The following is a 13,182-nucleotide window of genomic DNA, read 5'->3' on the forward strand; positions in this document are numbered from 1 at the left end:
CGCCATAAGCCGTCAGGCTCTTGCACATCGCTGTACGGACCCGGCCGGGGGAGACGGTGTTCACTCGCACTCCCTGGGGTTGCGAACTGCTCGGTCGTGACTGTGCTCTACCTCGCAGGAGTGATTGTGGGCGTGTGGGGTGTGCGACGGGAACAGGGTTGCCATGGTCGAATGCGTGACCTTCACGAGACCTGGCTCGTTGAGTGTTTGACGGGTGATCGGATCGCACGGGGAGGCGGAGGGATGGCGGGCAATGCACTGCGGGTGTTGGCGGCTCCGTTCGTTGCGCCGCCCCCGAATGGGGTGGCGGTGCGGACCCGGCTGAAGGGCTTGTCCGCGCATGATGTTGAGGTGCTGGGCGCGGTGGGGCGGCATCTGGGGTCCCTGGCCGGGCGGGACATCAATGCGCGGTGTGCGGCCGGGCTGGAACACGACGCAACTCAATGGGCGCTGCGTAAGCGGGAGTTGAGTGCCACCTCGTCGGCGCGCTGGGCGGGGTCGATCACGAGGGCCACGCATGATCAGTGGGCGTTGGCTCGGCGGTGCCTAGCCGCGAATATCCGGGATCTTGAGGCGGGTATCGCCCGGATCCGGCAACGTCTGGCGCTGGATCTGGGAGCCCCGGGCAGCAGAGGTGTGCCGGGCGGGTATCGCTCGCGGCGTGAGTGGCATGCCAAGTCCCGCCGCCTGCACGTCCTTGTCGACCGGCTGGCGGCGGCGCGTGCGGACTGGGATGCGGGCCGGGTGCGGGTGGTGCGCGGAGGCAAACGCCTGGCCACCACCCGCCACCACCTGGATGCGGCGGGCCTTGACGAGGCGGGGTGGCGGGCACACTGGGAGGCGGCCCGCCTATTCCTGGCCGCCGACGGCGAGTCCGGCAAGCGCGGCGGCAACCAGACTATCCGCCTCACCCCGGACGGCCAGGTGAGCCTGAAACTCCCGTCCCCGCTGGCCGGGCTGGCGAATGCCCCGCACGGCCGGTACGTCATGGACGCGCGTGCCGTTTTCGCGTATCGGGGCACCGAGTGGGCGGACCGGGTGGCAGCCAACCGGGCGGTCGCCTATCGCATCCACTACGACGTGGGACGGGACCGCTGGTATGTCACCGCGTCCTGGCGGCACACCGCCACAACGCAGCTGTCGCTTAAGGCGGCACTCGCCGGCGGCACCGTGATCGGCGTGGACACCAACAACGATCACTATGCGGCCTGGCGCCTCGATCGGCACGGCAATCCCATCGGCCGCCCGGAGCGCTTCGACTACGACCTGTCCGGCACCGCGGCGCACCGCGACGCGCAGATCCGGCACGCCTCCAGCCGCCTGCTCCACTACGCCAAGCGGTGCGGGGCGAGTGCGATTGCGATCGAGAACCTCGACTTCACCGACTCCACGACCCGGGAGAAGCACGGCCGCAAGAAGAAGTTCCGCCGGCTCATCTCCCGTTTCCCAACCGCACGCCTGGCCGCCCGGCTCATCTCCATGTCTGCCGGGCAGGACATCAGCGTGATCGCGGTCGATGCCGCGTACAGCAGTAGATGGGGTGGACAGCACTGGCAACAGTCGACCTCAACCGCCACCCACCAGACCACCCGGCACGAGGCTGCCAGCCTCGTGATCGGAAGGCGCGCCCGGGGATTCGGGGCGCGGCGACGGACGGCACCGCCCCCACGTGACCGGAGCGATCGCGTGGGGCATCGGACCGTCCAGGCCGCACCCCGACAACCCGGGCGTGAGGGAACCCGCCCGCCCCGGACCGGACCACCACCCCAAGTGGTGTCGCCGCCGGGGAAGCGAAAGCGGCGACCCAGCCCGCCCAACACCGTTCGGGACGGGCGTAGTGAGCGGCAGTGGATCTACGACTCACTCCCGCTCACTATCTAGGAACGGTCGTTCGGTTATCGGGCACGTTAGAGCGTGGTTACCCTCCGCGGCAAGCCGGTGACGAGAAGTGTCCGGATTCCCCAACTCGCGGGGAGGGTGGGTGGGTTGAGACCCACCACCCAATCCTTGAAAGCAGGGCTCGGGGCGCGGCGCTTGAGCCTCGGGGTGATGGTTACGTGGTCCGTCGCAGGTCGGCGATGAACGTGGACCAGGTCTCCGCCCGGAACGCGAGCTTCGGGCCGTCGGGGTTCTTGGAGTCCCGGACCGGCACGATGCCCGTCACCGGGGTGTGGGTGTCGGCGACTTCGAGGCAGTCGCCTCCGCTGCCGCCGCTGTAGCTGGACTTGCGCCAGGTGGCGACCTCTACGCAGTCGCCGCCCTGGCCGCCGCTGTAGCTGGACTTGTGCCAGCTCCAGGCGGCGGCGTCGTTCAGGTCGTACTCAGGGGTGCTGTTCCTCATGGGCGTAATCCTGCGCCACCGTCTCGATCAGGGCCAGGGAATCCAGGGGCGAAAGGGCCGTCGCCTGGAGGAGGTTGAACATGAAGGTGTGGCGGGCGACCGTGGCCGGGTCGTCGGTGAGCCTGCCCATGTCGGGGGCCTCGACGAAGGAGAGCGGTGGGGCGTCCTCGAACTCCATCAGCTTGAGGGTGCCCTCCATCGCCGCGTGCGCGCCCTCGCCGAACGGCAGGACCTGCACCAGCACGCGGTGTCGTCGAGCCAAGTCCGCCACGTGGTGCAGCGCCTCCGCCATGACCTGCGGTCCGCCGACCGCGCGGCGCAGTGCCGCCTCGTCCAGGACCGTCCACAACAACGGCGTTGTTGGATCGTCGAGCAGGCGCGCCCGCGTCAGGCGGTCGGCGACCAGGCCGTCGATCCGGTCGTCCGGCGCGGTGGGCTGGTACGCGTGGAAGACCGCCTCCGCGTACGCCCGTGTCTGGAGCAGGCCGGGGATGAGCAGGGCCGCGTACTGACGGATGGCCGTCGCTATGGCTTCGGCCTCGGCCGCCTCCGCGAAGTGCTCGGGGAAGCGGGACCTGTTCGCCTTCACGCAGTTACGGGCGAAGAAGCCGCCCGTCTTCAGCTCCTCGTCCAGACGGGCCGCCATGTCCGGCAGGATGCGGCGCGTGCCCGCCTCCATCTGGCCCACGTACGAACCGCTGACGAACAGCAGCTCGCCCAGCGACTGTTGGGTGAGGTCCGCTCTCTCGCGCGCGTGGCGGAGTTCTTCGCCGATCATTACGCGGCGCGACGACGGGTCGAGGTCCTTGGGTCCGGTCACGTGCATCAACTCCCGGTCCAGCAGCGGCGTCTGTTGGGCCGTTGCCCCTGGCCAGCGTAGAGCGAGGACGGTCACTCTGGGTGGCGAAAGTGGAACCGGGAGTGGAGGAGTGCGTGATGGCGGTGCGGAGCGCGGAGCGGTTGCGGGTGGTCGAGGAGGTGGTCGCTCAACTGCGGGCGGAAACCGGGGTGTTGGGGATTGTGCTGCCGTCGCTGCGGGTGGACCCCGTGTCGGCGGCCGGTGAGGTCGGGTATCCGCTCGTCGATCTGGGGTGCGTGAACTTTGATACGGCGATGCGGATCGTCGCCGTACTGCACGAGGGGCGGCGCGGGACGTGAGCCGTCCGGGCAGCCGAAACCGCGCCCGAGGTGAGGGGGCCTCGGGCGCGGTTTCGGCCGACCGGTCAGGCCGAGGACTGCTCGGAGAAGCTCTGCCAGGTGTCGCGGCCCGCGCGGGTGGCGCTGGTGGCGGCGGCCTGGGCCTGGTGGAGGGCGCGGGAGGCCAGTTCGGCGGGCGGGACGTCCCAGGTGCCGGTCCAGCTGCGGCCCGCGCGGGCCAGCTCGTAGACGAGGACGCCGATCCCGGCCATCGCGGTGAGGGTGCCGATCCCGGTGAGCGCGGCCCCCGCGGTCAGCCGGCGCCGGTCCGGGCGGAACTCGGTCCAGGAGATCTTCGAAAGGGTGCTGTCAGCCATGGGGCCAGGATGCGGGAGGGCCGGTCCGGGCGCATGTGGAGCGGTGGCCTGCGGGTGACGGCGCTTGTTGGGCGGGCATGACCAACAGGTTGAGTGTGCGCGTACTGACGACGGCTCTGGCGGCCATGGCCCTGGCGGGGGCGGGTGCGTCTGCCGCGTGCGCCGCCGATCATCAGCCCGAGCCGCCGGGGCATACGGTGATCATGTCGAACGAGCAGTGGGACGCGCTCCACGGGAACGCACGTCGGGAACGGACTGTGGGATGTGTGGTACGTCGGGTCGTACGTGGCCGCTGCGGTAGTCCCCGCGTCCATCACGCCGCGAGGTCGGCGCCCCGTTCCGTACGGGGTGCCGACCTCGCGGCGTGTGAGGGGCGCCCGCTAGACCTTCGCCGGTTCCTTGCCCGTGGTGGAGGCCGGCTTCGGGGCCGACGGGTTCGCCTCCGCGTGGGCCTCGGGGGATTCGCCCGCGTCCACGTCCTGGTTGAACTCGACCAGCATGTCCTGTGTGAAGCCGAAGTAGTACGTGGCCAGGAAGCCGACGATGTAGCCGACGAGCAGGCCGCCCAGGTAGATCGCGCAGGTCAGGCCCAGGCCCTTGTTGCCGTCGAGGAGCGGGAACAGGGCCCAGCCGGACGGGCCGATGGCCGTCGAGCCGACCTGGGTGCCGAGCATCGAGAAGACGCCGATGAACGCGCCGCCCGCCGCACCGCCGACGCACGCCGTGATGAACGGGCGGCCGAGGGGGAGCGAGACACCGTAGATCAGGGGTTCGCCGACGCCCAGGAAGCCCGCCGGGAGCGCCGACTTGATGGTCTTGCGGATCGACTTGTTGTGCTTGAGCTTCTTGTAGACCGCGATCGCCGAGCCGACCTGGCCCGCGCCCGCCATCGCCAGGATGGGGAGGAGGACCGTGTAGCCCTGCTGCTCGATCAGGGTGGTGTGGATGGGGATCAGGGCCTGGTGCAGGCCCAGCATGACGAGGGGGAGGAAGAGGCCGCCGAGGACCGCGCCGGCGAAGACGCCGGTGTTCTCCAGGAGCCAGTTGGCGCCCGTGCCGATGGCGGTGGAGACCTCGCCCGCCACGAACATCAGGCCGAAGATCGTGACCAGGCCGGAGATCAGGACCGTGAGGGTGGGTGTCACCAGGACGTCCAGCGACTCCGGGACCCACTTGCGGCACCACTTCTCGATGTAGACCGCGAGCACCGCCGCGCCGAGCGCGCCGAGGACGCCGCCCTGGCCGGGGGAGAGCTTGTGCCCGAACGCCGAGATCTCGGCGACTCCCGGGTAGACGATGATCGCCGCGACGGCGCCACCGATGATCGGCGTACCGCCGAACTCCTTCGCCGTGTTGTAGCCGACGAACACCGCGATCAGCGCCATGAAGCCGGAGGCGATCGCGGCGAGTGCGGGGGTGACCGACGGCAGCCAGCCGAGGTTGATCATCAGGCCGTTGAGGCCGGCGATGATGCCGCAGCCGATCAGGGCCGGGATCAGCGGCACGAAGATGTTGGCGATCTTGCGCAGGAACAGCTTGAACGGCGTCGCGTTCTTCGCCTTCTGCTGGGCCCTCATCGCCGCGCCCTGGGCGGCGAGGTCTTCGGCGGAGTGCCCGGCGGTGGGCTCCGGTGCCGGAGCGGCGGCCTTGCCCTCCTCGACCAGGGTCTCGAACTCGGGCGTGACCCGGGCGACCTTTCCGGGCCCGAGGACGATCTGGTACGTCTCGTCCTCGACGACGCCCATGACGTCGGGAAGCGCCTTCAGCGCCTCGTCCTGGACGAGCGAACGGTCCGCGAGACCCAGCCTGAGCCGGGTCATGCAGTGGACCACGGAGGTGACGTTCGCTGCGCCGCCGACGAGCGGGAGGATCGCGGCGGCGACGGCGCGGTTCTTGTTCTCGGCGTTATCGGCCATGGTGCGTTGTGCCTTGCTGTGCGGGGAGGGAGCGGGGCCGCCTCGGGAGGGGGAGGGGTCAGACGGTGGACGCGAGCGCCGTGCGCAGGTGTCCGTTGGACTCGGTCAGCAGGCGGGCCGCCGTCGGCCCGTCCACGTCGCCGAGCACGACGAGGATGGCGTTCTTGACCTCGCCGTCGGTCGCGGCGAGCGCGGCCTCGATGTCGTCGTCGTCGGCGCCGGTGGCGAGGGAGACGATGCGGCGGGAGCGGGCCCGCAGCTTCTCGTTCGACGCGCGTACGTCGACCATGAGGTTTCCGTACGTCTTGCCGAGTCGGATCATGGAGATCGTCGACAGCATGTTGAGTACGAGCTTCTGGGCCGTGCCCGCCTTCAGGCGGGTGGAGCCGGTGAGCAGCTCGGGGCCGACGACGACCTCGATGCCGTGGTCCGCGGCGGCGGCGAGGGCGCTGTCCGCGTTGCAGGACAGGCCGACGGTGAGTGCGCCGTAGCGGGTGCGGGCGTGTTCGACGGCGCCGATCGCGTACGGGGTGCGGCCCGAGGCCGAGATGCCGACGACGATGTCGTTCTCGGTGAGGTCGATGCCGTCCAGGTCGGCGGCGGCGAGTTCCTTGGAGTCCTCGGCGCCCTCCACGGCCTTGACCATGGCGGAGGGGCCGCCCGCGATCAGGCCGACGACCTGGCCGTCCCAGGTGTTGAAGGTGGGCGGACACTCGGAGGCGTCGAGGACGCCCATGCGGCCCGCGGTGCCGGCGCCCGCGTAGATGAGGCGGCCGCCGCGGGCCATGCGGTCGGCGGTGCCGTCGATCGCGGCGGCGATCTGGGGGAGTTGGGCGGCGACGGCGGTGGGGACGGTGGCGTCCTCGCCGTTCATCAGCTTGGCGATCTCCTGGGTGGAGAGCTGGTCGATCTCGGCGAGTTCCGGGCGGAACGCCTCCGTCGTGAGGGTGGCGAGCTGCTCGCGCAGGTCGCGGTAGTTGGCGTCGGGGGTGGCGGTCATCGGGGGCGCCTTCTGTGCGGTGGGCGGGGCGGGCTTCTCGTTGCGCGGCGACGGGGTTGCGGTCACGGGGCGCTGCCCCGGACCCCGCTGCTCAGTCGCCGCAGGGGCTTGAAAGGCCTGCTCAATCGCCGCAGGGGCTTGATTCATCAAGCCCCGCCGGCGATTGAGGCGATCCAGCCCCGCCGGCGTTTGAGGCGCGGGGTCCGGGGCGGAGCCCCGTGGCTGGGGGAGAGGTGTGGCGGGCATTAGCGGCGGCCTCCCCGCGGAGCGGACTGGTGGCGGTGGGCCAGGGCCTCGTAGGAGGCGGAGAGGGCCGGGGCCGCTGTTTCGTAGGTGCGTTGGGCGATGCCCACGAACAGGCAGTCCACGACCAGGAGCTGGCTGGTCCGCGAGGACATCGCCGCCGGGCGCAACTCGCTCTCCCGCGCGATGGACGTCGTCAGTATGTGGTCGGCGTACTGGGCGACCGGGCTGCCGGGACGACCGGTGATCGCGATCGTGGTGGCGCCACGCTCGAAGGCGACCCGCAACGGCTCGATCACGTCCCCGGTCGTGCCGGAGTGGGTGATCGCCACCGCCACGTCCCCGGAGCGGAGCGTCACCGCGTTGTGGACGGCCAGGTGCGGATCGGAGTGCGCGTACGCGTGGCGGCCGATGCGCAGCAGCTTCTGCGCGAGGTCCTGGGCCACGAGGCCGGAGGCCGCCATGCCGTAGACCTCGACGCGGCCCGCGGCCGCCATGGCGCTCACGGCGGCGCCGAGCTGCGCGGTGTCGAGCGCGGCGGCGGTGTCGGCGAGGGTCTGCTGCTCGTCGTGGGCGAGCTTGGCGACGACGTCGGTCAGCGGGTCGTCGACGGCGATGTCCGCGGTGACGGCGGGGGCCCGGCCCGACTGCTGCTGGGCGGCGAGTCCCGCGAGTGCCAGGCGCAGGTCGCGGTAGCCGGGGTAGCCGAGGATGCGGGCGGTGCGGACGACCGTGGCCTCGCTGGTGGAGGTGAGCTCGGCGAGTCCGGTGACGGTCAGGGCCGCGCAGCCGGCCGGGTCCCCGGCGACGGCCTCGGCGACGCGCTGCATGGAGCGGGTCATGGAGGGGGCGAGGGTGCGGACCTTGGCGGCGAGGGCCGCGGGGGCCGGCGGCGCGTCTCCGGCGAAACTTTCCTTCACGTCTTTGCTCACGTAATGAAAGATATTTTCGCGGGGCCGTGGGGTCAAGGGTCCTTCGGCCCGGGAGGTGTGGTCGCGGTCACGGGGCGCTGCCCCGGACCCCGCTGGCTCTCGTCACAAGAGCGGGGCTTGAGCGCGCGAGGGCGCACAATTGGGGGATGGACACCATCAGCCCCTTGGAGCAGGCCCTGCACGCGGCCCGTGCCCTTGTGCTCGCGGATTTGAAGGCGGGGGACGTCGCGGATCCGGACATCGTGTCGCTCGTGGAGGAGTCGATCGTCGAGCGGCGCTGGTGGGTGGAGCAGTGGCCGGAGGGGGCGGAGTTCGTGACCGGGCTCGTCGCCCAGGACGTCAAGGACGGGATCCTGGAGCGCCACGGCCGCTGGCCGCTCTGCCCGGTGTGCGGTCCCGGCTCCGGTGCCGAGGCCCCGCACGCGCTGGACGTCGAGCCGGAGCTGGGCGCGGACCCGCACTGGGTGTGCTCGGAGGCGGGCGTGTCCGTGGCGCCGGTGGGCGGTCTCGGGTCGGTGACGGGGTGACGGTCTCTTGACGGTCTACATCGACCCGCCGACCTGGCCGGGCCACAACCGTATGTGGTCGCACCTGGTCAGCGACGTCTCGTACGACGAACTCCACGCGTTCGCCGAGAAGTTGGGCGTTCCGCCGCGCGCCTTCGAGCGCGACCATTACGACCTCCCGTCGCACCGGTACGAGGACGCGGTGCGCGCGGGCGCGGTCGAGATCGGCTCGAAGGAACTGGTGCGCAGACTTACGGAGGCGGGGCTGCGCAGGCCGAAGGGGCGGCCCTGGTGAGGCCGCCCACCTCGTCCTAGGAGCTCACCTTGCTGAGGTCGGGGAGCGCCGCGCCGCTGCCCGACCCCGTCACAACCCTCGACCGCGTACGCCGGTGCAGCCGCAACGACACCACGGTGAGGGCAAGCGCCAGCACCGTCATCGCCCCGCCGGCCCACGCGGTCGCCGGATATCCGAGCCCCGCGTCGATGACCGTCCCCCCGAGCCAGGGCCCACCCGTATTGCCCAGGTTGAACGCGGCGGTCGTGGTGGCCCCCGCCAGAGTGGGCGCGGCGCCCGCGACGTTGAACATCCGGGCGTTGAGCGCCGGCGCCGTATAGAACGCGGAGAAGCCGAGCAGGAAGGACAGGACCACCGCGGCGAGCGCGACATGGCCGAGCACGGCGAGCGCCGCGAGGAAGACGGTGGACGCGGTGATGCCGGTCAGCAGGACCCCGAAGAGGTGCGCGTCGGCGATCCGCCCGCCCAGCGTCGTACCGGCGAGGGCGCCGAACCCGAACAGGGCGAGCACGGCCGGAACCCAGCTCTCGGGCAGGCCCGCGACATCCGTCAGAAGCGGCGAGAGATAGCTGAACGCGCAGAAGACACCACCCGCGGCGAGCGCGGTGACGGCGATGGAGAGCCACACCTGGCGGTCGGCGTAGATGCTCAACTCCCGCTTGAGCCGCGGGCGTTCGGCGGGCACCGGGATCTTCGGCACCAGCGTCACGATGCCGACGAGGGCGATCGCGGAGGCGACGCCCACCGCCCAGAACGCGGCGCGCCAGCCGAGCCCGTCACCGAGGAACGCGCCCGCCGGGACGCCGAGCACGTTCGCGATCGACAGGCCGCCGATCATGACGGCCATGGCGCGGGCCCGCTGGTTCACCGGCACCATCGCGATGGCGACCGCCGCGCCGACCGCCCAGAAACCGGCGCAGGCGAGGGCCGAGACGACGCGGGAGGCGAACAGGATCGCGTAGGTCGGGGCGAGCGCGCCCGCGACCTGGCCCAGGCCGAACACCGTGATGAGCGAGATCAGGGTGGTCCGGCGCGGCAGCCGCAGCGTCGCCACGGCGAGCAGCGGGGCGCCGACCACCATGCCGATCGCGAAGGCCGAGATCAGCAGCCCGGCCTGCGGGATCGTGACGTCCATGTCGTCGGCGACCGCGGGCAGGATGCCGGAGAGCATGAACTCGCTGGTGCCCAGGGCGAAGACGCTGAGGCCGAGGATGTAGACGGCCAGGGGCATCCGGGTGTTCGAGCGGAGAGTGGTGGGGGTCGGGGAGTCCGGTGAGTCCGGAGGGCTGGGCTGTGGGGACATGTAAGGAGCCAACCGGGGCGTGACGGGTGGCATTCCCGGACGGGGCGGTCGTGGCGCATCGTTCGTACGCCGTTCACACGCGCCGCTCACGTACGCCGTTCACACGCGCCGCGCTACGTGCCCGGCCGTCAGGCCGTCAGGGCGTCAGCAGGTCCAGCTCGGCCGTCAGGTTCTCGCGGGCGGCGGACTCCCAGTGGGACCTGCCGTGCGGGGTGCGGAACAGCCGTGGCAGGTCGAGGAGTTGACGCAGAACACCGGCCCGGCCGTCCCGGAACGCCTCGTCCGGCACGAAGGCGTACTCCTCGCGGACCGCCTTCGTGTACGCGGCGTACGCGGGCGCGGGCGCCGCCAGGATCGCCAGGTCGGCATCGCACAGGGCCTCGCCGTTGGCGTCGTCCTCGGCCGGGTCGTGGGTGACGGTCAGCCGGACGAGCCGGGCGACCTCGGCGACCTGGGCGTCCGGCAATCCGGCCTCCGCCAGCGCACGTTCGGCCAGAACGGCGGACCGCTCCTCGTTCTCCGAGCGGTCCGGCCGGTACACCGCGTCGTGGAACCAGGCCGCGAGCCGTACGAGCCCGGCGTCATCCGCGTGCTCCTCCAGCACGTCGATGTGGTCGAGCACCGCCGTCAGATGGTCGACCGTGTGATACCTGCGCTGCGGCTCGGACCACCGGGCCAGCAGATTGTCGGCGTACGGGTACGGGTCGGGCCCCGCGCCCCCGGCCACCGCGCGCAGGGTGCGAGCCCAGCGCTCACGCAGGTCCGGGTTGGCCGTGTGGTCTTCGTGCATCATGCGACCGACCCTAGCCCCGTCGACAGGAGCCCCGATCCTTCCAGCCCCGCCGGCGTTTGAGGCGCGGGGTCCGGGGCGGAGCCCCGTGGCGTGGGGGCGGCGGACCGCCCAGAAAACCGTTCGCCCCCGGCGGCAGCCGTCCCGTACACTCGCCCGTCTGCCACCTCCCTGCGCCGCTCCGACGGCCAGTCGGAGCGCCACCGACCGGACGGAAACCGGCCGGGACTGCTCTGTACGCGTACCCGGATCCGGAGGCAGAACCCCGTGAGCACGTCACCGTCGTCGTCCGCGCCCGCGCCCTCGCCGCTCGACCACGAGCGCGGGCACCTGGTCTCGTCCCGCGCCGCCCTGCGCGCGATGCGCGAGGACGCGCAGGCGCTCGACATCCGCGACGTCACCGCGAACTGGGTGAACGCCGAGGTCCTCCAGCACCAGATCGACGCGCGGATCAAGGCGCTCGCCGACCTCAGCCACACCCCGCTCTTCTTCGGCCGGCTCGACTATCTGCACGCCCCGGGCGCGGAGCTCGCCGAGGGCGACAGTGGCGAGAAGTTCTACATCGGGCGGCGGCACGTGCACGACGCCGACGGCGACCCCATGGTCATCGACTGGCGCGCACCCGTCTCGCAGCCCTTCTACCGGGCGTCCAAGAAGGACCCGATGGACGTCGCGCTGCGCCGCCGCTTCGGTTACACGGGCGGGGACCTCACCGCGTACGAGGACGAGCACCTCACCGACCCGGCGGAGATCGAGCGCACCAGCAAGCTGCTCCAGCAGGAGATCGAGCGGCCGCGTGTCGGACCGATGCGCGACATCGTCGCGACGATCCAGCCGGAGCAGGACGAGATCGTGCGCGCCGACCTCGCGGGGTCCGTCTGCGTACAGGGCGGGCCCGGCACCGGAAAGACCGCCGTCGGCCTGCACCGCGTCGCGTATCTCCTCTACGCGCACCGGGAGCGGCTCGCGCGGACGGGGACGCTGGTCATCGGGCCGAACGCGTCCTTCCTCCACTACATCGAGCAAGTGCTGCCCGCACTCGGCGAGTTGGAGGTCAAGCAGGCGACCGTGGACGACCTCGTGGCGCGGGTGGAGGTGCGGGGCGCCGATGATCCCGCCGCCGCGATGGTCAAGGGCGACGCCCGGATGGCGGAGGTGCTGCGGCGGGCGTTGCGCTCGCACATCGGCCTGCCGGCCGAAGGCGTGGTGGTCGTGCGCGGCTCGCGGCGCTGGCGCGTCGCCTCGTACGAACTGGAGGAGATCGTACGGGAGTTGGCGGCGCGCGACATGCGGTACGGGGCCGCGCGCGAGGCGCTGTCGCAGCGGGTCGCGCACGCCGTGCTCGTCCAGATGGAGCGTGCGGGCGAGGCGCCCGACGACCGGGTGCAGAGCGCGGTGGCGCGCAATGCCGCCGTGAAGGCGCTGGTGAAGGAGGTGTGGCCGGCGGTCGACCCCGCGAAGCTGGTGCTGCGGCTGCTCTCGGACGCGGACTTCCTGGCCGAGCACGCGGACGGGTTGCTCGACGCGCACGAGCAGAAGACGGTGCTGTGGGAGAAGCCGGCGCGGAGCGTGAAGAGCGCGAAGTGGTCCGCGGCGGACGCGGTGTTGATCGACGAGGCGACGGATCTGATCGAGCGGACCCACTCGCTGGGCCATGTCGTCCTCGACGAGGCGCAGGACCTGTCGCCCATGCAGTACCGGGCGGTGGGGCGGAGGGCGACGACGGGTTCGGTGACGGTTCTCGGGGATCTCGCGCAGGGTACGACGCCGTGGGCGACGCGGAGCTGGGACGCTGCGCTCGCCCACCTCGGCAAGTCGGACGCCCTCGTGGAGGAGCTGACGGCGGGCTTCCGTGTCCCGACGGACGTCATCGCGTACGCGTCGCGGCTGTTGCCGGAGATCGCGCCGGGGCTCAGGCCGGTGGCGTCGGTCCGGGAGAACCCGGGGGCGTTCGAGGTGCGGGTCGTGGACGGGGTCGGGGACGTGGTGGAGGCGTGCGTCGAGGCGTTGCGGTACGAGGGGTCGGTGGGGCTGATCGCGGCGGACGCGCGGTGCGGGGTGCTGGCGCGGGCCTTGGCGGAGGCGGGGCTCGGGTATCTCGCTCCTGGCGAGGAGACGACGGCGTCGGCGCGGTTGACGCTGGTCCCGGCGTCTCTCGCCAAGGGGTTGGAGTACGACTACGTGGTCCTGGACGAGCCGGCGGCCGTGGTCGACGGCGAACCGGACGAACGGACGGGGCTGCGCCGCCTGTACGTTTCGCTGACGCGTGCGGTCTCGGGCCTGCTGGTCACCCACTCGGCACCGTTGCCTCCGGCCTTGACCCAGCCGTGACCGACGCCGAA

13 protein-coding genes are annotated in these 13,182 nt (G+C 71.6%); 5 read left to right on the top strand and 8 right to left on the bottom strand.

All coding sequences use genetic code 11. The annotated features are described in order from the left end of the window. Positions 1 to 243 precede the first annotated feature (243 nt). A complete protein-coding gene (locus ACIRHA_RS40975) occupies positions 244 to 1,881 on the top strand; it encodes an IS200/IS605 family accessory protein TnpB-related protein (RefSeq protein ID WP_403856584.1) in 1,638 nt (545 codons plus the stop codon). Positions 1,882 to 2,053: 172 nt separating this feature from the next. Here the strand turns inward: ACIRHA_RS40975 and ACIRHA_RS40980 are convergent, their stop codons facing one another. Both ACIRHA_RS40980 and ACIRHA_RS40985 read right to left on the bottom strand, forming a co-directional pair. Then, the gene (locus ACIRHA_RS40980; RefSeq protein ID WP_403856585.1) at positions 2,054 to 2,341 is read right to left on the bottom strand and encodes a DUF397 domain-containing protein; all 288 of its coding nucleotides are present in this window, start codon (positions 2,339 to 2,341) and stop codon (positions 2,054 to 2,056) included. Further along, a complete protein-coding gene (locus ACIRHA_RS40985) occupies positions 2,322 to 3,161 on the bottom strand; it encodes a Scr1 family TA system antitoxin-like transcriptional regulator (RefSeq protein ID WP_403856587.1) in 840 nt (279 codons plus the stop codon). The genes ACIRHA_RS40980 and ACIRHA_RS40985 overlap by 20 nt, the downstream gene beginning before the upstream one ends. Positions 3,162 to 3,277: 116 nt before the next feature. Between ACIRHA_RS40985 and ACIRHA_RS40990 the strand changes: the two genes are divergently transcribed. Continuing rightward, entirely contained in the window at positions 3,278 to 3,499 is a 222-nt protein-coding gene (locus tag ACIRHA_RS40990) for a hypothetical protein (protein ID WP_403856589.1), read from the top strand. 65 nt (positions 3,500 to 3,564) lie between these two features. Here the strand turns inward: ACIRHA_RS40990 and ACIRHA_RS40995 are convergent, their stop codons facing one another. The 4 genes from ACIRHA_RS40995 to ACIRHA_RS41010 form a co-directional block, all read right to left on the bottom strand. Then, positions 3,565 to 3,855: a hypothetical protein gene (locus ACIRHA_RS40995; protein ID WP_403856591.1), complete on the bottom strand. Its 291-nt coding sequence runs from the start codon at positions 3,853 to 3,855 to the stop codon at positions 3,565 to 3,567. Between the two features lie 380 nt (positions 3,856 to 4,235). Further along, positions 4,236 to 5,771 carry a PTS transporter subunit EIIC gene (locus ACIRHA_RS41000; protein ID WP_403856593.1) on the bottom strand — a complete coding sequence of 512 codons (1,536 nt, stop codon included), beginning with the start codon at positions 5,769 to 5,771 and terminating at the stop codon, positions 4,236 to 4,238. A gap of 58 nt (positions 5,772 to 5,829) precedes the next feature. Beyond that, positions 5,830 to 6,771: an N-acetylmuramic acid 6-phosphate etherase gene (gene murQ, locus ACIRHA_RS41005; protein ID WP_403856723.1), complete on the bottom strand. Its 942-nt coding sequence runs from the start codon at positions 6,769 to 6,771 to the stop codon at positions 5,830 to 5,832. A gap of 245 nt (positions 6,772 to 7,016) precedes the next feature. Next, on the bottom strand, positions 7,017 to 7,946 hold the full coding sequence (locus tag ACIRHA_RS41010; protein WP_403856595.1) for a MurR/RpiR family transcriptional regulator: 930 nt from the start codon (positions 7,944 to 7,946) through the stop codon (positions 7,017 to 7,019). Positions 7,947 to 8,092: 146 nt separating this feature from the next. Here ACIRHA_RS41010 and ACIRHA_RS41015 point away from each other — a divergent pair, with 146 nt between their 5' ends. Further along, positions 8,093 to 8,473 carry a hypothetical protein gene (locus tag ACIRHA_RS41015; protein WP_403856597.1) on the top strand — a complete coding sequence of 127 codons (381 nt, stop codon included), beginning with the start codon at positions 8,093 to 8,095 and terminating at the stop codon, positions 8,471 to 8,473. 7 nt (positions 8,474 to 8,480) lie between these two features. After that, on the top strand, positions 8,481 to 8,747 hold the full coding sequence (locus ACIRHA_RS41020) for a DUF4031 domain-containing protein (RefSeq protein ID WP_403856599.1): 267 nt from the start codon (positions 8,481 to 8,483) through the stop codon (positions 8,745 to 8,747). 16 nt (positions 8,748 to 8,763) lie between these two features. On the opposite strand, the gene ACIRHA_RS41025 is transcribed toward ACIRHA_RS41020, so the two are convergent. Further along, positions 8,764 to 9,978: a Cmx/CmrA family chloramphenicol efflux MFS transporter gene (locus ACIRHA_RS41025; RefSeq protein WP_403856725.1), complete on the bottom strand. Its 1,215-nt coding sequence runs from the start codon at positions 9,976 to 9,978 to the stop codon at positions 8,764 to 8,766. 208 nt (positions 9,979 to 10,186) lie between these two features. Beyond that, a complete protein-coding gene (locus ACIRHA_RS41030; protein WP_403856601.1) occupies positions 10,187 to 10,843 on the bottom strand; it encodes a hypothetical protein in 657 nt (218 codons plus the stop codon). A 357-nt stretch (positions 10,844 to 11,200) separates the two neighbouring features. Between ACIRHA_RS41030 and ACIRHA_RS41035 the strand changes: the two genes are divergently transcribed. Continuing rightward, positions 11,201 to 13,171 carry a HelD family protein gene (locus ACIRHA_RS41035; protein WP_403856727.1) on the top strand — a complete coding sequence of 657 codons (1,971 nt, stop codon included), beginning with the start codon at positions 11,201 to 11,203 and terminating at the stop codon, positions 13,169 to 13,171. The last annotated feature ends 11 nt before the right edge of the window (positions 13,172 to 13,182 follow it).

Origin of the sequence: Streptomyces sp. NPDC102360, assembly GCF_044766085.1 — a bacterium.
GTDB lineage: Bacteria > Actinomycetota > Actinomycetes > Streptomycetales > Streptomycetaceae > Streptomyces.